Below are 22,539 nucleotides of genomic sequence, written 5' to 3'. Positions count from 1 at the left end.
GTCGCCGCCGTCGCCCCCGAGGCGACCTCCGCGCTGCCGGCCCCCACGCCCGCCGTCACCGCCACGGCCTCCGCGGCGCCCGTGAGCGGCTACTCCGTCCAGCTCGGCGTGCGCACCAGCGAGGCCGAGGCGCAAGCCGCCTTCAAGCAGATGCAGGGCAAGTTCAGCCAGCTCTCCGGCAAGCCCGCCCTGATCCGTCAGGCGGAGGTCAGCGGCAAGACGATCTACCGCGTCCGCGTCGGGCCGCTCGCCAAGGCCGAGGCGACCAGCCTCTGCACCGAGCTGCAGGGCGCCGGCGGCCAGTGCTTCGTCGCCAAGAACTGAACGACGAAGAACTGACGGCCGGGATCATGTGCTCCCCTGTCCCGGACGCCCGCAGCGACAGCGGAGGGTGATCCGGGATCCAGCTTGCGATGCGCCGCGCCAGCGGCTCACGATCGAGGGCGACCGGGTCCGGGACGCTCTTGTCCGGGACCGTCTCGGCGCCCCCGGCCGATCCGACACCCAGGTTTTCAAGCCGAGCAGCACGCCCCATGACAACCCGCGCCCTGATCCTCGGCTGTGCCGGTCGGACCCTCTCGGACGAGGAAGCCGCGTTCTTCCGCGACGCGCAGCCCTGGGGCTTCATCCTGTTCAAGCGCAACATCGGCTCGCCCGACGAGGTGAGGGCGCTCACCGATGCGCTACGCGCCACGGTGGGCCGGGCCGACGCGCCGATCCTGATCGACCAGGAGGGCGGACGGGTCCAGCGCATGGGGCCGCCGCACTGGCCCTCCTACCCGGCCGGCGCCCGTTTCGGCCGCCTCAACGGGTCGGGAACCGCCATGGCGCGCCTCGGCGCCCGGCTGATGGCGCACGACCTCGCCTCCGTCGGCATCAACGTCGATTGCGCCCCCGTCCTCGACGTCCCGGTGGCCGGGGCCCACGACATCATCGGCGACCGCGCCTACGGCACCGACCCGCACACCGTCATCGCCCTGGGACGCGCGGTGGCCGAGGGGCTGATGGAGGGCGGCGTCCTCCCGGTGATCAAGCACATTCCCGGTCACGGCCGCGCCGCCTGCGACAGCCACATGGACCTGCCCGTGGTCGAGGCCGAGGGCCTGAGCCTCGCGGCCCACGATTTCGTGCCCTTCCGGGCGCTCGCCGACCTGCCGATGGCGATGAGCGCGCATGTGGTCTACGCTGCCCTCGATCCGCATCACCCCGCCACGCAGTCGCGCGTGGTGATCGAACAGGTGATCCGTGGCCTGATCGGGTTCGACGGCCTGCTCATGACCGACGACCTCTCGATGAAGGCGCTGGACGGCACGTTCCGCGAGAAGGCGGAGAAGGCCTTCGCCGCCGGCATCGACGTCGCGCTCCATTGCAACGGAGACCGGCAGGAGATGCGGGCCGTCGTCGAGGGCACGCCGATCCTGTCCGGCGAGGCCCTGCGCCGGGCGGGGGCCGCCCTTGCCCAGCTCACGCCGCGTTCGGATTCCGACGTGGGTTTCGACGTGGCCGAGGCGCGGGCGCGTTTCGAGGCAGGGCTCTCCGCCCAGGCCTGAAAGCCCCGTGCCCCTCCGCACGGTCGGCGGGCGCCGATGATGCGCCGCAGCATCGGGCCGACCAAATGCCACGCCGCGACGTCCTGCGCTTCTTGTGTTCGCTCTCCACCATCCTTAGGTTCCCGGCAATCCGTCGGTGGAAGGCGTCGCTGGGCTGAGCGACCGCGTGGGCGCAGGAGTTCGTCATGGGCAGCATGAGTATCTGGCACTGGATCATCGTCGCGGGCATCGTGATGCTGCTGTTCGGGCGCGGCAAGATCTCGGACCTGATGGGCGACGTCGCCAAGGGCATCAAGGCCTTCAAGAAGGGCATGGCCGAGGACGAGACCCCGACCGCCGGGCAGGCTCCCGCCGTGCCGCCGCCGAGCAACGGCGAGCCGGTGCGCACGCTGCCCCACCAGGGCGAGCCCGCCACGGCGAGCCATGTGGCGGCCGACCGCAAGGTCGTCTGAGGGAAATCGTCCGGACAGGCATCGGCCTTGCGCAAACTATGCTAGGCCGCCGGCCGTGACGAGGCACAGGCCATCGGCCGCGGGACGAGCGACGCCATGTTCGACATGAGTTGGGGTGAGGTGATGCTGATCGGCGGCGTCGCCCTCATCGTCATCGGGCCCAAGGATCTGCCCAAGGCCCTGCGCACCGTCGGCCAGGTGACGGGCAAGATGCGCCGCATGGCCGGCGAGTTCCACGCCCAGTTCAACGAGGCGATCCGCGAGGCGGAGTTCGACGAGGTCCGCCGCGAGGTCGACGGCATCAAGCGCTCGGCGAGCACGATGGGGCCGAGCTTCAACCCGGTCCAGACCATCCGTGACGAGATCAGGGGCGCGGTGGACGGCCGCTCCCAGTCGAGCACGCAGCCCCTGGCCAACGTCGCCGCCAAACTCGCCGAGAACGACCTTCCCGAGAACGACCTCGCCGAGAACGACCCGCCGGCCGAGCCTTCGATCCACGATCCCGCACGGACCGTTCCCCCGATGAGCGATCCCGCGCCCGTGGAGCCGCCGCCCCCGCCGGACTACGCGCTGCCCGACCTGCCGCCGCGCGCCCCCGTGCCGTCGTCCGAGACGGCGACGACGCCCTCCACCAAACCGACCGAGCCCGGCGCCACCTCATGATCGATCCGGTCGACGAATCCGAGGTCGAGGCGTCGCGTGCGCCCCTCCTCGACCACCTGATCGAGTTGCGCTCGCGGCTGATCAAGTCGCTGGCCGCGTTCATCGTGATGTTCTTCGCGTGCTTCTTCGTCTCGCGGCACATCTACAACATCCTGCTCTACCCCTACGTCTCCGTGGTCGGCCCGGAGAAGGCGCAGCTCATCGCGACGCATTTCCTCGAGCAGGTCTTCACCAACATCAAGCTCAGCGTGTTCGGCGCGGCCTTCCTCGCCTTCCCGGTCATCGCCACGCAGATCTACGCCTTCGTGGCGCCGGGCCTCTACCGCAACGAGCGCCAGGCCTTCCTGCCCTATCTCGTCGCCACGCCGATCTTCTTCGTGCTCGGCGCGCTGGTGGTGTTCTTCCTGGCGATGCCGCTGCTGATCCAGTTCTCGGTGAGCCTGCAGCAGGTCGGCCAGCCGGGCGAGGCGACGATCTCGCTGCTCCCGAAGGTGGACGAGTATCTTTCGCTGATCATGACGCTGATCTTCGCCTTCGGGCTGGCGTTCCAGCTGCCGGTGATCCTCACCCTGCTCGGCCAGATCGGCGTCATCGACACGGCGTTCCTGCGCGAGAAGCGCCGCTACGCCATCGTCCTCGTCTTCGTGGCGGCCGCGATCCTGACCCCGCCCGACGTGATCTCGCAGCTCTCCCTCGCTTTGCCGATGCTCCTCCTCTACGAGGCCTCGATCTTCTCGGTGGCCCGCGTCGAGCGCCGCCGCAAGGCGAAGCGGGTCGCGGAAGGGCTGGAGTCGTAGGAGGGCTTTTCCTCCTCATCCGTTGCCGGTATCGTCCTTCGCGAGTGACGCTCTCGATGCGGCCCGTCCGTTGCGATGAACAAGACGCTGGTCTTCACGTCCGGGGCCGGGCGCGCCTTCTGGAAGCTTCCGTCGGAAGTGCAGGAGACGTTGAACCAGAAGCTCTTTCTCTATGGACTGACCGGCGAAGGCGATGTGAAGCGCATGGTCGGAGTCGATGCATTGCGCCTCCGCGACGGCGAGTATCGGGTGGTGTTCGAGGAATCGGCGACGGCTCTGACGATCGTCGCCGTCGGCCATCGGCGTTCGATCTATCGTTGAGGGGAGGCGGTGCGTGAAACCTCAAATCCTGACGACTGCGGCGGGCGAGGAACTCGTCGTGCTGGCGCGGCACGATTACGATGTGCTGCTCGCCCGGCTCGGTGACGAGGAGGCGGAGGATCGCCTGTCGGCCGAGATCGCCATGACGGTGAAGGCGGCGATCGCCGAGGGGACCGAGATTCTGCTGCCCACCTGGCTCACGGATCGGATGGCAGCCGATGGTAGTCCCGTCAGAATCGTGCGCGAACGTTTCGGGCTCTCACCGAGCCGGATGGCATCCGAGGCAGGCATGACCGCGGACGATCTTGCGGATATCGAAGACGGCGGCCGGACGCCGTCTCCTGCCGTGCTCGATGCGATCTCGCTGGCCGTCGCTCTCGACCCGCGCGTATTGCGGGGCCTGTATCACCCCCCGGGTGAAGCAGCCTGAGGCGAAGCGTCCGACCGGCGGAAGGGCTGGAGCCGTAGCGCCGGGGCCCATCGCCCTGTCCGCTGATTGTGGACATGCGGGCGCGATGCTGACAGAACGCAGGCCGATCCGTCACCCCGTCATTCCGGGGCTCGCCTTCAGGCGAGAGCCCGGAATCCAGAGCCGCTGACGGCGTCACGCGACGAGCCGATGCGGATCTGGATTCCGGGCTCCGCTCCGCGGCCCCGGAACGACAGCCGTTGGGCCGTTCCATGCACGACATCCGCGCCATCCGCGAGAACCCGCACGCCTTCGACGAGGCCCTGCGCCGTCGTGGCCTCGGCGCGCTCTCGGCCGAGCTGATCGCCCTCGACGATGCGCGCAAAGCTGCGACCTCGGCGGCGCAGGCCAACCAGGAGCGGCGCAACGCGCTCGCCAAGGAGATCGGCGGCGCCAAGAAGGCCAAGGACGAGGCGCGGGCCGCCGAGCTCATGGCCGAGGTGGCACGTCTGAAGGAGGAGGGGCCCGCCCTGGAAGCGGCCCAGACGGAAGCCGGCAAGGTCCTCGACGACCGCCTCGCTTCCATCCCGAACCGCCCGAATCCGGACGTGCCGGAGGGCGCCGACGAGCACGGCAACGTCGAGCACCGCGCCTTTTCGGGCAACCGGACGAAGCTCGCCACCGGCCGCCAGCATTTCGAGCTCGGCGAGGCCTTCGGCCTGATGGATTTCGAGGCGGCCTCGCGCATGTCCGGCGCCCGCTTCGTGGTGCTCAAGGGCCAGCTCGCCCGGCTGGAGCGGGCTTTGGGCCAGTTCATGCTCGATCTCCACACCGGCGAGCACGGCTACACCGAGGTGGCGCCCCCAATCCTGGTGCGCGACGAGGCGATGTTCGGCACTGCGCAGCTGCCGAAGTTCCGGGACGACCAGTTCCGGGCCGGAGAAGAGCATTGGCTCATCCCCACCGCCGAAGTCCCGCTGACGAATCTCGTGCGCGAGAGCATCCTCTCCGAGGACGAGCTTCCCTTACGCTTCACAGCGCTCACCCCGTGCTTCCGCGCCGAGGCCGGGTCGGCCGGGCGGGACACGCGGGGCATGCTGCGCCAGCACCAGTTCAACAAGGTCGAGCTCGTCTCGATCACCACGCCGGATCAGTCCGCCTCCGAGCACGAGCGCATGCTCGGCTCGGCCGAGGCCGTGCTGAAGAAGCTCGACCTCACCTACCGGGTGATGACGCTCTGCACCGGCGACATGGGCTTCGCCAGCCAGAAGACCTACGACATCGAGGTCTGGATGCCGGGGCAGGAGACCTATCGCGAGATCTCGTCCTGCTCGGTCTGCGGCGATTTCCAGGCGCGGCGGATGAACGCGCGCTACCGCCCGAAGGAGGGCAAGGGCGCACAATTCGTGCATACCCTCAACGGATCCGGCGTCGCCGTGGGCCGCGCGCTCATCGCCGTGATGGAAAATTACCAGAACCCGGACGGCAGCGTCACCATCCCGTCGGTTCTCAAGCCCTACATGGGCGGCATCGAGAAGATCGAAGGGCTCAAGAGCTGATGCGCATTCTGGTCACCAACGACGACGGCATCCACGCGCCGGGCCTCGAGACCCTGGAGGGCATCGCCCGGACCCTGTCCGACGACGTCTGGGTCGTGGCGCCCGAGAGCGACCAGTCCGGCGTCTCGCACTCGCTGTCGCTCAACGACCCCCTGCGCCTGCGCCAGATCTCTGAGAAGCGCTTCGCGGTGAAGGGCACGCCCTCCGATTGCGTGATCATGGGCGTGCGCCACATCCTCAAGGATCACGGGCCGGACCTCGTCCTGTCCGGGGTCAATCGCGGCCAGAACGTCGCCGAGGACGTGACCTATTCGGGCACCATCGCGGCGGCCATGGAGGGCACCATCCTCAACGTGCGCTCCATCGCCATGAGCCAGGCCTACGGGGCCGGCGGGCGCGGGGCGATCAAGTGGGCTTGCGCCGCCCATCACGGGCCGGGCGTGGTGAAGAAGATCCTGGAGATCGGGATCGAGCCCGGCATCGTCGTCAACGTCAACTTCCCCGATTGCGAGCCCGAGGAGGTCACCGGCACCTCGGTGGCCGCGCAGGGCATGCGCAACCAGGCCCTGCTGGCCATCGACGCCCGCCAGGACGGGCGCGGCAACCCGTATTTCTGGCTCGCCTTCGCCAAGGCGCGGTTCGAGCCGGGCCACGGCACCGACCTCAAGGCCATCGCCGAGAACCGCATCTCGGTGACGCCGCTGCGCCTCGACCTCACCGACGAGCCGACGCTGACCCGCTTCGCCCAGGCCTTCGCCGAGTGAGGAGCGCCGGTCTCCGCGCAGCGCGACCGCGATCCGGTACTCGGAACCTCGGCATGGTGAGATCGCCGACCGGCAGGTCGGAGCATCGCGCAGCGCAAGCGCGACCGCGCGCCGGCGCCCATGCGCCGGATCGCGGCCGTTCCGGGCATCGGAACGGCCGCACACACAGATGAGACGCGCGCCATGACGCTGGAGGGCTCGGTCGAGGATGCCGCCTTCGTCATGGCTCTGCGCGGCCTCGGCGTGCGCGACACCGACACGCTGCGGGCCATGGAGCGGGTGCCCCGCGCCCGCTTCGCGCCCCGCGAGCACCGGGACCTCGCGCGGCGCGACATCGCCCTGCCGCTGCCCTGCGGCCAGACCATGTCGGCCCCCACCGTCGTCGCCGCGATGCTCACCGCCCTGAAGGTCAGGCCCGGTGCCCGCATCCTCGAGATCGGCACCGGTTCGGGCTACGTCACCACCCTGCTGATCCGCCTCGGCGCCGCCTCGATCCTGAGCGTCGAGCGCTACGCGACGCTCGCGGAGGACGCCGTCTCCGCCCTCGACCCGGAGGACAGGGTGGTCGCCCGCGTGGAGGTCGGCGACGGGCTCGACCCCGCCTCGTCGGGGGAGGGGGGCTTCGACCGGATCCTCGTCAACGGCACGCTGCCGGCCCTGCCCGTCCATCTCGCCGCCGCCCTGGCGCCCGGCGGCCGCCTCGTCGGTGGTCTCGGTCAGGGCGCCGGCAGCCGCCTCGTCGTCGTCGAGCGGGATCGGGACGGCGGGACCACGGAGGCCCTCGGCGATCCCTTAAGGCTGGCGCCGCTCACCCACGGGCGGGCGTTCATTCTCTGACGATACCGGCCGGGCCGCCGGTCGGGGTAAGCAACCCTTTGATCGGGAAGGATTTCGCGGCGATGCCGCGCCTGCCGCACCGTCGCGGGCGGCGAGATTCCCGCGTCCGGAAAGTTCCCTCCGCGCCGAAAACGTAGTGAACGGGAACGGTTGTTTAACCTGAATCCCGTTTGAATGACGTCATCAAGTTGCGTCAGGCTAACAGGTGCGTCGATGCGGGTTCGCGGGACTGGTCTAGGGTTGAGGACGCTGTCGCGTTTCGCGCTCATCGGTGTGATCGGCGGCAGTGCGGCCGGATGCTCATCCGATGCATCGCGTCTGGGGAGCCCCTTCGGGAACCCCTTCGCCTCCAATATGTCGAGTGAGCCGAACGCCACGGGCAGCCTGCCCGAGGATGGCGAGATGGCTCCCGCGCCGACGGTCCGGACCTCCCGGATCCAGTCGCAATCCCTCGGCGCGCCGATGTCGCCGCGTCCGCTGGCCGCCGCTCCGCCGATGGCCACGGGCCGCGTGGCCTCCACCGAGCCGAGCCCCGGCATGGTCCTGGGCATGAACCCGGATGCCGGCCGCGGCATGTCCGCTCCGGCCTCGACGCCCCGCGCCGTGCCCGTGGCACCTCCCCAGCCGCGCCTCCAGTTCAATCCCGGCGCCAAGGCCGCGGAAGCCAAGGCGGCCGAAGCGAGGGCCGCAGAAGCAAGGGCGATGGAAGCCAAGGCACGCGCCGAGGCGGCCCGTGCCGAGGCCGCCCGCCAGGACGGCGTCCGTCAGGAGGCTGCCCGCAAGGAGACCGAGGCCAAGAAGGTCGCCGATGCGAAGAAGCTGGCCGACGCCAGGAAACTGGTCGAGGCGAGCAAGGTCGCGGATTCCAAGAAACCGATGGACGCCAAGAAGGCGGCGGAGGCCAAGAAGGTCGCCGAGGTGAAGAAGCCCGTCGAGGCCGCGAAGGTCGATCCCGCCAAGATCGATCCCGCCAAGGCGAAGGCCGAGGCCGCTCGCAAGACCGCCGAAGCCGAGGCCAAGCTCGCCAAGGCCGAAGCCGCCAAGGACGCGGCCAAGAAGGTCGCCGAGGCCAAGGCTGCGGATGCCGCCGCCAAGGTCGCCGCCGCCAAGGCCGCGCCGGTGAAAGTCGCCGCCCTGTCGCCGCCCGCCGACAAGGTCGAGCCCGCCAGCACCGGTTCCGTCGCGGCCCCCGCCGCCGAGCCCGACCAGTCCTTCCGCTGGCCCGCCAAGGGCCGGGTGATCTCCGGCTACGGCACCAGCGGCAACGAGGGCATCAACATCGCGGTGCCCGAGGGCACGGCGGTGAAGGCCGCCGAGGACGGCACGGTCGCCTATGCCGGGTCGGACGTGAAGGGCTACGGCAAGCTCGTCCTGGTGCGCCACACCAATGGCTACGTCTCGGCCTACGCCCATAACGGCGAGCTCGACGTCCGCCCCGGCGAGAAGGTCAAGCGTGGCCAGACCATCGCCAAGTCCGGCGCCTCGGGCAACGTGACCTCGCCCCAGCTCCACTTCGAGATCCGCAAGGGCGCGACCCCGGTCGACCCGATGCCGCACCTCGCCAGCAACTGATTTTTCTCGATCCTCGACACGACCGACGGCGGCTCCCAGGAGCCGCCGTTTTCGTTTGGGGACGACGCCGTTCGATCCCTCCACCTCATCCCGAGGTGCCCGCATCCCGAGGTGCCCGCATCCCGAGGTGCCCGCGCCTGCGGTCCTCGAAGGAGGGCGCCGCCACCCACTGCGCGAACGGGAGGGCTCCTTCGAGGCCTCCGCTCCGCTTCGGCACCTCAGGATGAGGATGCGGGCGGGATAGAGGTTCGAGCCGCCGTTGTCGTTTCGGGCACCGACGCAATCCCTCCCTCCACCTCATCCTGCCCTCCCTCCACCTCATCCTGAGGTGCCCGCACCAGCGGGCCTCGAAGGAGGGCTCCAGCCACCTCCGCGCGAATGGGAAGCCGCCGCATCGCCTGAGAGCGCCGGAAACCTCAGTCGAGCCGTTGCCCCAGCCGTCCGGCGAGATCCTGGATGAACTGGAACGCCGTGCGGCCCGAGCGCGAGCCGCGGGTGGTGGCCCATTCCAGGGCCTCGGCCCGTACCGTATCCGGGTCGGCCTTCAGCCCGTGGCGCTCCACATAGGCGCGGACCATGGCGAGGTATTCGTCCTGGCTGCATTTGTGGAAGCCGAGCCAGAGGCCGAAACGGTCGGAGAGGGAGACCTTCTCCTCCACCGCCTCGCCGGGATTGATCGCGGTGGAGCGCTCGTTCTCCACCATCTCGCGGGCGAGCAGGTGGCGCCGGTTGGAGGTGGCATAGAACAGCACGTTCTCCGGCCGTCCCTCGATGCCGCCGTCCAGCGCCGTCTTGAGCGACTTGTACGAGGTGTCGTCGCCGTCGAAGGACAGGTCGTCGCAGAACACGATCCAGCGGTGCGGGTCGCCGCGCAGGGTCGCCATCAGGTCGGGCAGGGCCTCGATGTCCTCGCGGTGGATCTCCACCAGCTTCATCGGCAGGGCGCCCTCGGGACGGTCCGCGTTGATCCGGGCATGGGCCGCCTTCACCAGGGAGGACTTGCCCATGCCGCGCGCGCCCCAGAGCAGGGCGTTGTTGGCGGGCAGGCCCTCGGCGAAGCGCGTGGTGTTGTCGACGAGGATGTCGCGGGCCCGGTCGATGCCGGTGAGGAGGTCGATCTCCACCCGGTTCACCTTCGGCACCGGGATCAGGCGGCGGTCGGCCCCCCACAGGAAGGCATCGGCGGAGGACAGGTCGAGGGCGGGCCGCGCGGCCGGGGCGGAGCGCTCCAGGGCGGCGGCGATCCGCTCCAGGACAGGCAGGATCGCCTCATACATCTCCCGATCGGCAGGGGGTGTCGCGGTCATGGCGTCTCAAAGCTCCTCGATACGCGGGTGAGCGCGTCCATAAGGGCATCGCGGCGCAAAAGCACGGGTGCGGCATCGGGCGCCCGCGATCCGCCCCGCCCGTCATGCAGACGCGCCGTTGCTTTCACCTAGTGCATGGCTATAGTCCGCGCGCTTTTAGACCCGTCCGCGCGCGCTCCTCACTCCGTGGAGCGTGACGCCGGAGCCGGCATTCTCAAGGAGTCCCTCGCTTGATCACCCCCGCCTTCGCGCAAGGGGCCGCCTCGGCCGCTGGCGGAGCGGACATCGCCTTGCAGGTGGTGCCGTTCGTCCTCATCTTCGTCATCATGTACTTCCTGATCCTCCGCCCGCAGCAGCGCCGCGTGAAGGAGCATCAGGCCCTCGTGAAGAACGTGCGGCGGGACGACACCATCGTCACCACCGGCGGTCTCGTCGGACGCGTCACCAAGGTGAGCGACGAGGCTTCCGAGATCGAGGTCGAGATCGCCCCCAACGTGCGGGTGAAGATCGTCCGGACCATGATCTCCGAGGTCCGTGTCAAGGGCGGGCCGGTCAAGGCCGCCTGAGACGAGGCTGCCTGAGACAAGGCCGCCTGAGACATCGGGCACCGCTTGAGGATGCCGGTGCAACAGCCGGCATCATAAGAAGAAACGGGACGGGCGGATGCTGCGCTTTTCGAGAACCAAGATCGTCGCGACTCTGGCCGTCATCCTGATCGGCCTGAGCCTCGCCGTGCCGAGCTTCTTCTCGGCCGAGCAGCGCAAGGGCTTCATGGCCTCCCTGCCGGGCTGGTTCCCGAGCTGGATCGTGCCCCAGCGCGCCATCGTGCTCGGCCTCGACCTGCAGGGCGGCTCGCAGATCCTGCTGGAGATCGACCAGGCCGACCTGATCCGCTCGCAGACCACGGCCCTGCGCGACGACGTCCGCCGCACCCTGCGCGAGGCGGGAGTCACCCCCGAAGGCGGCATCCAGGTGATCCCGCGCGGCGTCCAGATCCGCATCTCCGATCCGGCCAACCGGGCCAAGGCCCTGGCGAAGCTGCGCGAACTGTCCCAGCCGATCTCCAACGCCATGGTGGCCCAGGCCGGCGGCCAGACCCTCGACATCGCCGAGCGGCCCGACGGCTCGATCGGCCTCACCCTCACCGATGCCGGCCTCACCGACCGCACCCGCCGGGCCGTGACCCAGGCCATCGAGGTCATCCGCCGCCGCATCGATTTCGGCGGCACCAAGGAGCCCTCGATCCAGCAGCAGGGCGCCGACCGCGTCCTGGTGCAGGTGCCGGGCCTTCAGGACCCGCAGCTCCTTGAGGAGCAGCTCGGCAAGACCGCCAAGCTCGAATTCCGCATGCTGGCCGATTCGCCCTCCGGCGACGTCGACATGCTGCCTTCCAAGGACGAGGGCGGCGCCAAGGTCCCCGTCGAGCGCCGGGTCATGGCGGATGGCGGCGACCTCACCGACGCCCAGCCGGCCTTCGACCAGCAGAGCCACGAGCCGATGGTGAGCTTCAAGTTCAACCTGAAGGGCGCCCAGCGCTTCGGTCAGGCGACCTCGGAGAATGTCGGCCGCCGCATGGCGATCGTGCTCGACAACGAGGTGGTCTCGGCGCCGCGCATCAACACGCCGATCACCGGCGGCTCGGGCCAGATCACCGGCAACTTCACCGTCAAGCAGGCCAACGACCTGTCGATCCTGCTGCGCGCCGGCGCCCTGCCGGCCAAGCTCACCGTGGTCGAGCGCCGCGTCGTCGGCCCCGGCCTCGGCAACGATTCGATCGAGGCCGGCAAGAAGGCGACCCTCGTCGCCGGCCTCCTCGTCATCGTCTTCATGTTCGCCACCTACGGCGTGTTCGGCTTCTTCGCCAACATCGCGCTCCTCGTCCATGTGGGCCTGATCCTCGGCCTGATGTCGGTGCTGGAGGCGACCATGACCCTGCCGGGCATCGCCGGCATCGTGCTCACCATCGGCACGGCGGTGGATTCCAACGTGCTGATCTACGAGCGCGTGCGCGAGGAGGTGAGGGCGGGCCGCTCCATCGTCTCGGCGCTGCAGGCCGGCTTCGACAAGGCCTTCGCCACCATCATCGATTCGAACTCGACCATGGCCATCGCCGCCGTGATCCTGTTCTTCCTCGGCTCCGGTCCGGTGAAGGGCTTCGCCGTGGTGTTCATCCTCGGCATCCTCACCACCGTCATCACGGCGGTGACGCTCACCCGCATGATGATCGCGCTGTGGTACAACTACGCCCGACCCAAGGCTCTGCCCTTCTGAAACAAGGCTCTGCCGTTCTGATCCGAACCCCGTTTCCCTGACTCCAAGAAGAGGACGCTTCGCTTCTCACACGATCGGTTGGTCCACCACCCCGTCATCCCGGGGCCGCGCAGCGGAGCCCGGGATCCAGACGCACAGGTGGCGATCCAGCGTCACGCCGGCGGCGGTTCCGGATTCCGGGCTCGCCTGCGGCGCCCCGGAATGACGGGATGGCGGCGGCAACCCAGGCGATCGTTCGAGACCGGGTATCGTCCACGAAAGACCGAGACCGATCATGCGCCTGCTCCGCCTCTGGCCCGATGAGTCGCACGTCGACTTCATGCGCTTCCGGCGCCTCACCTTCCCGCTCTCGGCCCTGCTGTCGGTGGGGACGGTGATCCTGTTCCTGACGGTCGGCCTGAATTTCGGCATCGACTTCAAGGGCGGCACCCTGGTGGAACTCCAGGCCAAGTCCGGCACCGCCGATGTGGGCGCCGTGCGCCACACCGCCAACGGCTTCGGCTTCGGCGAGACCGAGGTGCAGGAACTCGGCGGCCAGGGCCAGATCCTGGTGCGCTTCCCGCTCCAGCCCGGCGAGCAGGGCCAGACCGCCGTGATGCAGAAGGCCCACGGCGCCTTCGACGCGGAGTACGAGTTCCGCCGCACCGAGACGGTGGGCCCGCGCGTCTCGGGCGAGCTCGTCCAGTCCGGCACGATCGGCGTGGTGCTCTCGGTCCTCGCGGTGCTGTTCTACCTCTGGTTCCGGTTCGAGCGGGAGCTGGCCCTCGGGGCCATCGTCGGCACCCTGCACGACATCGTGCTCACCATCGGCATCTTCGTGATCAGCCGGATCGAGTTCAACATGACCTCGATCGCCGCCATCCTCACCATCGTCGGCTATTCGCTGAACGAGACCGTGGTGGTGTTCGACCGGACCCGCGAATTGATGCGGCGCTACAAGACGATCCCCACGGTGGAGCTCCTCAACCTGTCGATCAACTCCACCATGTCGCGCACGGTGATGACGGCGACCTCCGCCTTCCTGTCGCTGCTCGCCCTGGTGCTGTTCGGCGGCGAGGCGATCCAGGGCTTCGCCGTGGTGATGCTCGCGGGCGTGGTGATCTGCACCTATTCGGCGATCTTCGTCTCGACCCCGGTGCTGATCTATCTCGGCCTGATGCTGTCGGGCGTGAAGGCGCAGGCCCGCCCCACCGGCGGGCGCGTGCCCCAGGCGGCGGAGTAACGATGGCGGACGGCAGCCTGCACGACGGCTACGTTCCGGGGCGCCACCTCATCGACGCCTACGGCAATGGCGGCTTCCGCTTCGCCGAGATGTCGCATCGCGGCTCGATCCTGGTGACGCCGAGCGGCATCAGGGCCTGGGACGTCACGCAGGCCAAGGACATCGACCGCAATGCCCTGCGCCCCGTCGTGGCCGAGGCGGGTGCGGTCGAACTCCTGCTCATCGGCACCGGCCTCGACATCGCGCCGTTTCCCGATACCCTGCGGCGCTGGCTCAAGGACAACGGCATCGGCCTCGACGTGATGCAGACGGGGGCCGCCGCGCGGACCTACAACATCCTGATGGCGGAGAACCGCAAGGTCGCCGCCGCACTGATCGCGGTCGCGTGACGAAGACCGAGACCAGCCCCGGGACGGCCGAACCCCTCGCCTTCGCCTTCGAGCATTGCGAGGCACTGGTCCGGGAGGGCGATCCGGACCGCTACTTCGCCACCCTGTTCGCGCCGGCGGCCTTCCGGCCCCACCTCTTCGCGCTCAGCGCCTTCAGCCTCACCATCGCCCGCGTGCGCGATGCCGCCACCAATCCGATGGCGGGCGAGATCCGGCTGCAATGGTGGCGCGACGCGCTCCAGGGCGAGGCGAGGGGGGACGTCAAGGCCAATCCCGTCGCCGCCGCCCTCGACGACGCCATCGTCACGCGCCGCCTCGGGCGCCAGCCCTTCGTCGACCTCATCGATGCCCGCGTGTTCGACCTCTACGACGATCCGATGCCGCGGGTGAACGATCTCGAAGGCTATTGCGGCGAGACCGCCTCGTCGCTCATCCGCCTCGGGGCTCTGACCCTCTGCGACGGTGCCGAGCCGGGGGGCGCCGCGGCCGCCGGCCATGCCGGTGTCGCCTACGGCGTCATCGGGCTCCTGCGCGCGCTGCCCTGGCATGCCCGCAACGGACAGGTCTACCTGCCGGCCGACATCCTCAAGCAGCACGGCGTCACCCGCGAGGACATCGTCACGGGGCGGGGCGGACCGGGTCTTCTCGGGGCCGCGGCCGACCTGCGGGCCCTGGCCCGGCGCCATCTCGACGCCTTCGAGAAGGCGCGGGCGACGATCGCGCCGGCCGCTCTGCCCGCCTTCCTGCCGACGGCCCTGGTGGAGCCCAGCCTCGCGATGATGGAGCGGCCGGGCTACGACCCGCTCAACACGGTCATCGCCCTGCCGCGCTGGCGGCGGCTGTGGCGGCTGTGGCGCGGATCGCGGAAAGCCTGACCTTCTGCCCACCCATTCACCTCATCCTGAGGTGTGGGTGGGAGGGCGTCCACCCCGGACTGCATTCCTGCCTGTCGGGAGGCCCCGGCCTCAGCGCGCCTTCTTGGTCAGCTTCTCGGCGATATCACCGGCGGAAAGGACGCTATGGGGAGCGGGTGCTACCTCCGCATGTTCCGAGCCTGCGACAGGCCATTCGGGTGTCCGGCCGCCGTTTCGGGCGCGTCTGCCGGTGAATCGGTCGAGGCGGCTTCCACCGGCGCCGAGCCCACCGAAGCAGGAACGCAACATCAACTGAATACAACATTCTCTGCGTTGAGCCGGCTCCACTGCTCTGCTAGCAACGATGTCAAGGGCCCGGCGGGAGATCGGGTCCACCGAGGAGCACGACGCCCGTGAATACGTGGAACCAGGTCTACGATCCGTTCGGGAGCCCCTGGCTCTCGACGCTGGCCGCATCGCTACCGGTCATCGCACTGCTCGGCATGATCGCCAGCGGCAAGGTCAAGGCGCATATCGCGGCCGTCCTGTCCCTGGTCCTCGCCTTCTGCGTCGCCGTCTTCCTGTTCGGGATGCCGGCGGACCTGGCCACCCGGGCGTCCCTCTACGGCGTGGCGCTCGGCCTGTTCCCCATCGGCTGGATCATCCTCAACGTCATCTTCCTCTACCGGCTGACGGTGGAGAAGGGATGGTTCGCCACGCTGCAGCAATCGGTGGCCGGCATCACCACCGACCGGCGGCTCCAGCTCCTCCTCGTCGCCTTCGCCTTCGGCGCGTTCTTCGAGGGCGCCGGCGGCTTCGGCACTCCGGTGGCGGTCACCGGCGCCATCCTGATCGGCCTCGGCTTCTCGCCGCTCGCCGCCTCGGGCCTGTCGCTCATCGCCAATACCGCGCCCGTGGCCTACGGCGCGCTCGGCGCCCCGATCCAGGGCCTCGCCTCGGTGACCGGCTACGACCCCTACATCCTCGGCGCCATGATCGGCCGCCAGCTGCCGTTCTTCTCGGTGCTGGTGCCGTTCTGGCTGATCTGGGTCTTCGCGGGCTTCCGCGGGATGCTGCAGATCTGGCCGGCGATCCTCGTCTGCGGCGGTTCCTTCGCGCTGGCCCAGTTCGGCATCTCGAACTACGTTAACCCGTGGATTGTCGATATCGGCGCCGCCCTCATCTCCATGGGCGCGCTGGTCATGTTCCTGCGGGTCTGGCGCCCGGCCGTGATCTGGACCTCGCCGGCCCTGCGCGGCAACGATCCGTCCCTCGGCTACGTCACCACCGTCGACGGCCCGAAGCCCGGCGCGGGCGCCGGTGCCGGTACGCGCACCGCCACCTCTTCAGAGATCATGCTGGCCTGGGTGCCGTGGATCATCCTCTCGGTGATCGTGGCGATCTGGGGCACAGGCTGGTTCAAGGCCATCGTCAACCCGATCTTCACCTGGAAGTACGAGGTGCCGGGCCTCCACAACGTCATCATGAAGGTGCCGCCGGTGGTGGCCAAGGCCCATCCGGAAGCCGCCGTCTTCGCCTTCACCTACATGTCCTATACCGGCACCGGCGTGCTGTTCGCCGCGATCATCTCCGGCCTGATCATGCGCTTCTCGCCGTGGCGGCTGGTGACGGCCTATCTCGAGACGATCTGGGTGCTGCGCTACTCGCTCATCACCATCTCGGCGATGCTGGCACTCGGTGTGCTCACCCGCTACGCGGGCGTGGACGCCACCCTGGGTCTGGCCTTCGCGGGCACCGGCATCCTCTACCCGTTCTTCGGCACCCTGCTCGGCTGGCTCGGCGTCGCCCTGACCGGTTCCGACACGGCCTCGAACGTGCTCTTCGGCGGGCTGCAGAAGATCACCTCGGAACAGCTCGGCCTGTCTGGCATCCTCATGGCCTCGGCGAACTCGTCGGGCGGCGTCATGGGCAAGATGATCGACGCCCAGTCGATCGTCGTCGCCTCCACCGCCACCGGCTATTTCGGCCAGGAGGGCAAGATCCTGCGCTTCGTGTTCTGGCACTCGATCGTGCTGGCCTGCCTCGTGGGCGGCCTCGTGATGCTGCAGGCCTATGTCTACCCGTTCACCGAGATGGTCATCCATCCGTAGGAACGGCCGACGGAACTGCCCGTTGGAACCCGTCCCGGCCGAGCCGGGGCGGGTTTCATTTTTGTCGCGTCCCCCGGCGAACGCCCGCTCCGTCGAAGACACGTCTTGCTCTCGACGCCGCGCGGCCCCACCTCGAAATCATGTTCTTTCGCACGCTCGCCTCGCGCTACTCCCTGTCGAACCTGCCCGCGCATGCGACGACCCGCCTGCGGCTCGCGCCGCTGGTCCAGGCGGATGCGGAGGCGCTCCAGGCGCTGACCGACGATCCGGCCATCACCGGCGTGGTGGATTTCCTGCCCGCCCCCTTCACCCTCGACCATGCCCGCCGCATGATCGGCCGAGATCCGGTCGGCAGGGGCAAGCCGGTGAAGGATTGCTTCCTCGGCGCCAAGGCCGAGGGGGTTCTCGTGGCGGTGGTCGGCCTCCACCTGCGCGGCGAGCACGGGGTCGAGCTCGGCTACTGGGTCGGCGGCGCCGCCCGCGGCCAGGGCTACGGCAGCGAGGCGGTGTCCGGCGCCGTCGCGATCCTGCGCAAGCGCTTCCCCCATCGCTTCATCGTCGCCGAGTGCCGGCCCGAGAACGCGGCCTCGCGGGGATTGCTGATCAAGCTCGGTTTTCGCGACACCGGCGACGAGGGCCACCGCCCGGGCCGGCGGATCTTTTCGCTGGACCCGGTCTGACCATCACATTTCAGGATCGGTGCTCAGGCGGGTCGGCTGAGCATGCATCTGATGGCCGCTTCCTGCCATTGATGGCTTCAATCGGGAGAAGCCGCTGATACAGGTATCCGATGACCGGGAGAAAGTTGCCGCTTTGTCGCGAGCATTGTCCTCGAACGGGATCGTAGCGGCTGGGGCTGGGACACTCCGTTAAAGGACGACAGTCAGGATTGCATGTGTTCGCCTGCTCGGCGAATGATAAGGCCTATGGCTGGCGATATGAAATTTCTCGGAAGTCGACTCCGTCGAACTTTCCGATAACAGGTGAGTTTACGAAATGGTGAAACCTTACGTCACAGCGGAGGGTGCGGTCATGCAAACCAGTCTATCTCAGTTGGTTGAAATGGCTAAGAGTGTTCAGATGAACACTGCTCAGCGAATTGAACAAAGAAAGAGTTTTGTATACGGAAATGTTAAAATAGAAAATGATAAAATCACGAAGGAAATGGTCGATCAGGCATCAAATAATTTCGATGGGCGGCGGTGAATGGAATTTATTGTTATATTATGGATTTAATGGATTTAAAGGCTGATCATAATCTGAGGGAAATCGAAAATGGCTTTAGGCAGTTTGATCTCTGCCTAGAGATGGTCGAATATTATCTCGACAAAGAGCGGCCATTCGCACTAAGGCCGGGAATCATACTTGAGTTTCAAAAAGAGGCAGTGGAGGGCATAGAAGCTGATGCAGGCAAGATTCGCTCTGGAAACGTCGGGATCAGTCACAGCAGCCATGCTCCTCCCGGACCTCATCTAGTTCAATCGGCCCTGACTGAATTGTGCGACTATATTAATGATAATTGGCACGAGAAGACCGCTTTTCATCTTTCTGCCTATGCGATGTGGCGTTTGAATTGGATACATCCGTTCTCCGATGGAAACGGGCGAACTGCAAGAACTCTGTCCTACGCTGTTCTCTGTATTAAGCTGGGCTACGTTTTGCCGGGATATCCAACGATTCCAGCTCAAATCGAGGAAGATAAATCCCACTATATCGAGGCCCTCGAAGCCGCCGATCAAGCGGATCGCCTAGGCCTGCTCGACGTGAGCCAAATGGAGCAAATGATTCGCAGCATGCTCGCTCGGCAATTGATAGGCGTTATCGAGGCTGCAGGGGGCGGCGCAGCCTCAATCTGAATTGGCTTGAAGACGTAGCTGTTCCTACTCCGCCGCGATCCGCGCCGGGGCGTTCCCCATCCAGGCCGCGAGGTCGGCCCGCCCCCGGTCGGTGAGCGCCTTCTTCTTCGCCACTGCCTTCTCCGGCCCCTTCAGGCGCTTGCCGCCTTCGCCCTTGGGGGAATGGTCGAGGGGCGGGAACAGGCCGAAATTGACGTTCATCGGCTGGAACGAGCGCGGGGTGCCGGCATCCTCGGCGGCGATGTGCCCCCCGGTGATGTGGCCGATGAGCGCCCCGAGCGCCGTGGTGGCGGGGAGCGGCTCCAGGCTCTCGCCGCGCGCCTCGGCCACCGCGAAGCGTCCAGCCATCAGGCCGATGGCGGCGCTCTCCACATAGCCCTCGCAGCCGGTGATCTGGCCTGCGAAGCGTAAGGAGGGCCTCGCCTTCAGCCGCAGGGTCGCGTCGAGGAGGCGGGGGCTGTCGAGATAGGTGTTGCGGTGCAGGCCGCCGAGGCGCGCGAACTCGGCGTTCTCCAGGCCGGGAATCGTGCGGAACACCCGGACCTGCTCGGAATAGGTCAGCTTCGTCTGGAAGCCGACCATGTTGTAGAGGGTGCCGAGCGCATTGTCCTGGCGCAGCTGGACGATGGCGCAGGCCTTCACCGTGGGGTCGTGCGGGTTGGTGAGGCCGACCGGCTTCATCGGGCCGTGGCGCAGGGTCTCGGGGCCGCGCTCGGCCATGATCTCGATGGGCAGGCAGCCGTCGAAATAGGGGGTCGTCGCCTCCCATTCCTTGAAGCCGATCTTGTCGCCCGCGATCAGCGCCTGGATGAAGCCGTCGTATTGCTCGCGGTCCATCGGGCAGTTGATGTAGTCGGCGCCCGTGCCCCCCGGCCCGACCTTGTCGTAGCGCGACTGGAACCAGGCCTTGTCCATGTCGATGGAATCGCGATGGACGATGGGCGCGATGGCGTCGAAGAAGGCCAGCGCCTCGGCCCCGGTGAGCTCGCGGATCGCCTGCGCCAGGGCGGGCGAGGTGAGGGGGCCGGTGGCGATGATGGCCCGGCCCCACTCCTCCGGCGGCAGGCCCTCGACCTCCTCGCGGGCGATGGTGACGAGGGGATGCGCCTCCAGGGCGGCGGTGACGGCGGCGGCGAAGCCGTCGCGGTCCACGGCCAGCGCCCCCCCGGCCGGCACCTGATGCGCGTCCGCCGCGCGCAGGATCAGCGACCCGAGCGTGCGCATCTCCTGGTGCAGCAGGCCGACGGCGTTGCCGTTGGCATCGTCCGAGCGGAACGAGTTCGAGCAGACGAGCTCGGCGAGATCCCGGCTCTTGTGCGCCTCGGTGCCGCGCACGGGGCGCATCTCGTGGATGACCACGGGATGCCCGCGCTCGGCGATCTGCCAGGCGGCCTCCGATCCGGCGAGGCCGCCGCCGACGATGTGGATGGGGGGATGTTCTGCGCGGTCCGTCATGGCCACGGGATAGACCCGCGACCCGCCCCGATCAATGCAGCTGCGGCGAGACCAGGAAGCGCTCGCGGTCGCTCGACGTCACGACGAGCTTGATCGGGCGCCCCTCGCGCTCGATGGTGAGCGGCACCCGCACCCCCGCCTCGCCCAGCGCCCAGACCTGGCGGAAGAACCCGGCGAGATCCTCCACCGGCTCGCCCGCCACCGCCGCGAGCACGTCGCCGACGCGCAGGTCCGCGCTCTCGGCGGGGCCATCATCGGCGAGGCCCATCACCACCACGACGCCGTCGCTGTCGCTGGCATAGAGGCCGAGCCAGGGCCGGGTCGGGCGGTCGGCCCGCCCGCGGGTGGTGAGGTCGTCGAGGATCGGCGGCAGGAGGTCGATCGGCACCACGAGGTTGATCGCCTTGGGGCCTTCCGCGCCGCCCTGCTGCAGCTGCAGCGAGCCGATGCCGAGGAGGTCGCCCGCCGGGCCGATCAGGGCCGTGCCGCCCCAATGCGGGTGAGAGGGCGCGGTGAACAGGGCCTCGTCGAGGACGTATTCCCAGTAGCCCGCGAATTCCTGGCGCGCGATCAGCTCGGCGGCGACGCAGCGGGTGCGGCCTCCGGCTCCGGCCATCACCGCCTTGTCGCCGATCTTCAGGCTGTCCGACCGGCCGATCGGCAGCGCGGGCAGCCGCAGGTCGCCCAGGGCCTGGACCAGGCCGAACCCGGTGACCGCGTCGAAACCGACCACGTGGCCGGGCACCGAGCGTCCGTCATGCGTCGTCATCCACACGCTGTCCGCCTCGGTGACCAGGTAGCCGATGGTGAGGACGAGGCCGTCGTCGCGGATCACCACGCCGTTGCCGGCCCGCTCCGTGCCCAGGGTCTCGGCGGTGAACGCCTCCGGCGGGATGCGGGTGGAGAGCGAGACCATCGCCGACAGGGCCCTGTCGAGGTCGTACGCGTAATCGCCGGCCTTGGGCTGCACGGCGGCGGGAATCTTCCAGTCTCCGTGCGACGTCATCGATCCCGTGTCCTTGTCCTGCGCCTCTGAGCCCCGTCCTCGAAGGTTCGGCGGCCTCTTCCTTCGGGAGATAGGTCGCCGGCTCGCCGTCGAACACCCACGCCGGCCTCCGCGCGGACCAGCCCCGAGATGCACGCCGATCCATCGCGCGCCGATCCACATCGATTGCGCGCGACGCAGTAGCCTGCGCGCAATCGCTCCACTAAGACTCGTTCGCAACGTTCCCGCCAGATCGAACGGTCGTATCATGTCGCGCAGAGAGGATGCCCCGAGCTGTGCGTGACCGAGCCTCGCGCGACGATGCGGCCCTGGCGCGCCTGATTTCGGCCGTGGCATCCGGCAACGAGCAGGCTCTCCGGGCGCTCTACGATCTCACCGCCCCGAAACTTTTCGGCATCGTGCTCCGTATCCAGCGGGATCGCGGCATGGCCGAGGACGTGCTTCAGGACGTCTACCTGCGAATCTGGCAGAGCGCCGGCTCGTTCTCCGCGGAGGCGGGCCGCCCGCTGCCATGGCTCTGTACCATCGCCCGCAACCGGGCGATCGACGGGGTCCGGCGCAAGGGAGAGGTTCAGGGGCCGGTGACCGAGGACGGGGAGGATTGGGTGGAGCGGCTGGCCGATCCCCATGACAGCGAGGGTGCGATCCTCGGGCGCGACGCCCTGCGCACCTGCCTGTCCCGCCTCGACACGACCCAGCGCGACTGCATCGTGCTCGCCTATTGCGAGGGCTTCTCGCGGGAGGAACTGGCCGAGCGGTTCGAGCGGCCGGTCAACACCATCAAGACCTGGCTGCATCGCGGCCTCGCGGCGTTGCGCGGCTGCCTGGAGGGCCCGGCATGACCGAGGACCCCGCCGAGCGCGACCTGCGCGCCGCAGAATACGTCATCGGCACGCTCGGCGCCGACGAGCGCGCGGCCATGGACCTGGAACTCGCCGTCGATCCCGCCTCCCGCGCCGCCGTGCGGGAGTGGGAGCGGCGCCTCGCGCCCCTGGCGGAGACCGTGCCCGAGGTCGAGCCCGATGCGGGGATCTGGCCGAGGATCCTGCGCGCGCTCCCCGCCGGCTCCTCCGCGGCTCCGGCCGCCAACGACAACCGCGTGGCAACGCTCTCGCGAAAGCTCGGCCTGTGGCGGGCCGCCGCC

At 68.5% G+C, this 22,539-nt stretch carries 24 protein-coding genes and 1 pseudogene; 22 read left to right on the top strand and 3 right to left on the bottom strand.

The annotated features are described in order from the left end of the window. The 11 genes from ACFQ4G_RS20950 to ACFQ4G_RS20900 form a co-directional block, all read left to right on the top strand. A partial coding sequence (locus ACFQ4G_RS20950; RefSeq protein WP_379041009.1) for an SPOR domain-containing protein occupies positions 1–324 on the top strand: 324 nt, incomplete at its 5' end. A gap of 209 nt (positions 325–533) precedes the next feature. Continuing rightward, the gene (nagZ, locus tag ACFQ4G_RS20945) at positions 534–1,550 is read left to right on the top strand and encodes a beta-N-acetylhexosaminidase (RefSeq protein WP_238202523.1); all 1,017 of its coding nucleotides are present in this window, start codon (positions 534–536) and stop codon (positions 1,548–1,550) included. A 185-nt stretch (positions 1,551–1,735) separates the two neighbouring features. After that, entirely contained in the window at positions 1,736–2,002 is a 267-nt protein-coding gene (locus ACFQ4G_RS20940) for a twin-arginine translocase TatA/TatE family subunit (protein WP_238202521.1), read from the top strand. Between the two features lie 96 nt (positions 2,003–2,098). Beyond that, the gene (tatB, locus tag ACFQ4G_RS20935; RefSeq protein ID WP_238202519.1) at positions 2,099–2,665 is read left to right on the top strand and encodes a Sec-independent protein translocase protein TatB; all 567 of its coding nucleotides are present in this window, start codon (positions 2,099–2,101) and stop codon (positions 2,663–2,665) included. Continuing rightward, the gene (gene tatC / locus ACFQ4G_RS20930) at positions 2,662–3,462 is read left to right on the top strand and encodes a twin-arginine translocase subunit TatC (protein ID WP_238202510.1); all 801 of its coding nucleotides are present in this window, start codon (positions 2,662–2,664) and stop codon (positions 3,460–3,462) included. The genes tatB and tatC overlap by 4 nt, the downstream gene beginning before the upstream one ends. A 75-nt stretch (positions 3,463–3,537) precedes the next feature. Next, positions 3,538–3,783 carry a type II toxin-antitoxin system RelE family toxin gene (locus ACFQ4G_RS20925; RefSeq protein WP_238202508.1) on the top strand — a complete coding sequence of 82 codons (246 nt, stop codon included), beginning with the start codon at positions 3,538–3,540 and terminating at the stop codon, positions 3,781–3,783. Between the two features lie 13 nt (positions 3,784–3,796). Beyond that, entirely contained in the window at positions 3,797–4,213 is a 417-nt protein-coding gene (locus ACFQ4G_RS20920; protein ID WP_238202507.1) for a helix-turn-helix domain-containing protein, read from the top strand. Between the two features lie 251 nt (positions 4,214–4,464). Beyond that, positions 4,465–5,751, top strand: coding sequence for a serine--tRNA ligase (gene serS, locus ACFQ4G_RS20915; protein ID WP_238202566.1), 1,287 nt, complete (start codon positions 4,465–4,467; stop codon positions 5,749–5,751). Next, positions 5,751–6,515: a 5'/3'-nucleotidase SurE gene (gene surE / locus ACFQ4G_RS20910; RefSeq protein WP_238202505.1), complete on the top strand. Its 765-nt coding sequence runs from the start codon at positions 5,751–5,753 to the stop codon at positions 6,513–6,515. The genes serS and surE overlap by 1 nt, the downstream gene beginning before the upstream one ends. A gap of 183 nt (positions 6,516–6,698) precedes the next feature. After that, positions 6,699–7,352, top strand: coding sequence for a protein-L-isoaspartate O-methyltransferase family protein (locus tag ACFQ4G_RS20905; protein WP_238202503.1), 654 nt, complete (start codon positions 6,699–6,701; stop codon positions 7,350–7,352). 213 nt (positions 7,353–7,565) lie between these two features. Next, the gene (locus ACFQ4G_RS20900) at positions 7,566–8,924 is read left to right on the top strand and encodes a murein hydrolase activator EnvC family protein (protein WP_238202501.1); all 1,359 of its coding nucleotides are present in this window, start codon (positions 7,566–7,568) and stop codon (positions 8,922–8,924) included. Between the two features lie 416 nt (positions 8,925–9,340). On the opposite strand, the gene ACFQ4G_RS20895 is transcribed toward ACFQ4G_RS20900, so the two are convergent. Continuing rightward, on the bottom strand, positions 9,341–10,231 hold the full coding sequence (locus ACFQ4G_RS20895) for an ATP-binding protein (RefSeq protein ID WP_238202493.1): 891 nt from the start codon (positions 10,229–10,231) through the stop codon (positions 9,341–9,343). A gap of 230 nt (positions 10,232–10,461) precedes the next feature. On the opposite strand from ACFQ4G_RS20895, the gene yajC reads away from it, so the two are divergent. From yajC to ACFQ4G_RS20850, 9 genes are all read left to right on the top strand, one after another. After that, entirely contained in the window at positions 10,462–10,797 is a 336-nt protein-coding gene (gene yajC / locus ACFQ4G_RS20890; protein WP_238202491.1) for a preprotein translocase subunit YajC, read from the top strand. Positions 10,798–10,894: 97 nt separating this feature from the next. After that, positions 10,895–12,502 carry a protein translocase subunit SecD gene (secD, locus tag ACFQ4G_RS20885; protein ID WP_238202489.1) on the top strand — a complete coding sequence of 536 codons (1,608 nt, stop codon included), beginning with the start codon at positions 10,895–10,897 and terminating at the stop codon, positions 12,500–12,502. Positions 12,503–12,776: 274 nt separating this feature from the next. Then, positions 12,777–13,724, top strand: coding sequence for a protein translocase subunit SecF (secF, locus tag ACFQ4G_RS20880; protein ID WP_238202482.1), 948 nt, complete (start codon positions 12,777–12,779; stop codon positions 13,722–13,724). 2 nt (positions 13,725–13,726) lie between these two features. Further along, positions 13,727–14,113, top strand: a complete 387-nt coding sequence (locus tag ACFQ4G_RS20875) for an Mth938-like domain-containing protein (RefSeq protein ID WP_238202480.1) — start codon at positions 13,727–13,729, stop codon at positions 14,111–14,113. Further along, the gene (locus ACFQ4G_RS20870) at positions 14,110–14,988 is read left to right on the top strand and encodes a phytoene/squalene synthase family protein (RefSeq protein ID WP_238202472.1); all 879 of its coding nucleotides are present in this window, start codon (positions 14,110–14,112) and stop codon (positions 14,986–14,988) included. The genes ACFQ4G_RS20875 and ACFQ4G_RS20870 overlap by 4 nt, the downstream gene beginning before the upstream one ends. Positions 14,989–15,380: 392 nt before the next feature. Then, complete coding sequence (locus tag ACFQ4G_RS20865) at positions 15,381–17,078, top strand: L-lactate permease (protein WP_238202469.1); 1,698 nt, start codon at positions 15,381–15,383, stop codon at positions 17,076–17,078. A gap of 140 nt (positions 17,079–17,218) precedes the next feature. Continuing rightward, entirely contained in the window at positions 17,219–17,758 is a 540-nt protein-coding gene (locus tag ACFQ4G_RS20860) for a GNAT family N-acetyltransferase (protein ID WP_238202468.1), read from the top strand. 316 nt (positions 17,759–18,074) lie between these two features. Then, the gene (locus ACFQ4G_RS20855; RefSeq protein WP_238202466.1) at positions 18,075–18,284 is read left to right on the top strand and encodes a hypothetical protein; all 210 of its coding nucleotides are present in this window, start codon (positions 18,075–18,077) and stop codon (positions 18,282–18,284) included. Beyond that, positions 18,281–18,934 carry a Fic family protein gene (locus tag ACFQ4G_RS20850; RefSeq protein WP_238202463.1) on the top strand — a complete coding sequence of 218 codons (654 nt, stop codon included), beginning with the start codon at positions 18,281–18,283 and terminating at the stop codon, positions 18,932–18,934. The genes ACFQ4G_RS20855 and ACFQ4G_RS20850 overlap by 4 nt, the downstream gene beginning before the upstream one ends. A gap of 24 nt (positions 18,935–18,958) precedes the next feature. Here ACFQ4G_RS20850 and trmFO read toward each other — a convergent pair whose 3' ends face one another. Both trmFO and ACFQ4G_RS20840 read right to left on the bottom strand, forming a co-directional pair. Next, positions 18,959–20,389 carry a methylenetetrahydrofolate--tRNA-(uracil(54)-C(5))-methyltransferase (FADH(2)-oxidizing) TrmFO gene (trmFO, locus tag ACFQ4G_RS20845; protein WP_238202454.1) on the bottom strand — a complete coding sequence of 477 codons (1,431 nt, stop codon included), beginning with the start codon at positions 20,387–20,389 and terminating at the stop codon, positions 18,959–18,961. Positions 20,390–20,420: 31 nt separating this feature from the next. Continuing rightward, positions 20,421–21,395 (bottom strand): S1C family serine protease, encoded by a 975-nt coding sequence (locus ACFQ4G_RS20840; protein ID WP_238202452.1) that lies wholly within the window; start codon positions 21,393–21,395, stop codon positions 20,421–20,423. A gap of 263 nt (positions 21,396–21,658) precedes the next feature. Here ACFQ4G_RS20840 and ACFQ4G_RS20835 point away from each other — a divergent pair, with 263 nt between their 5' ends. Next, on the top strand, positions 21,659–22,237 hold the full coding sequence (locus ACFQ4G_RS20835) for a sigma-70 family RNA polymerase sigma factor (protein WP_379041002.1): 579 nt from the start codon (positions 21,659–21,661) through the stop codon (positions 22,235–22,237). Further along, a pseudogene (locus ACFQ4G_RS20830) lies at positions 22,234–22,539 on the top strand (anti-sigma factor); the annotation flags it as partial. The gene ACFQ4G_RS20835 and the pseudogene ACFQ4G_RS20830, both read left to right, overlap by 4 nt.

This window comes from Methylobacterium marchantiae (assembly GCF_042679825.1).
Taxonomy (GTDB): Bacteria; Pseudomonadota; Alphaproteobacteria; order Rhizobiales; family Beijerinckiaceae; genus Methylobacterium; species Methylobacterium marchantiae.
This window is presented reverse-complemented; position numbering and strand designations above follow the sequence as displayed.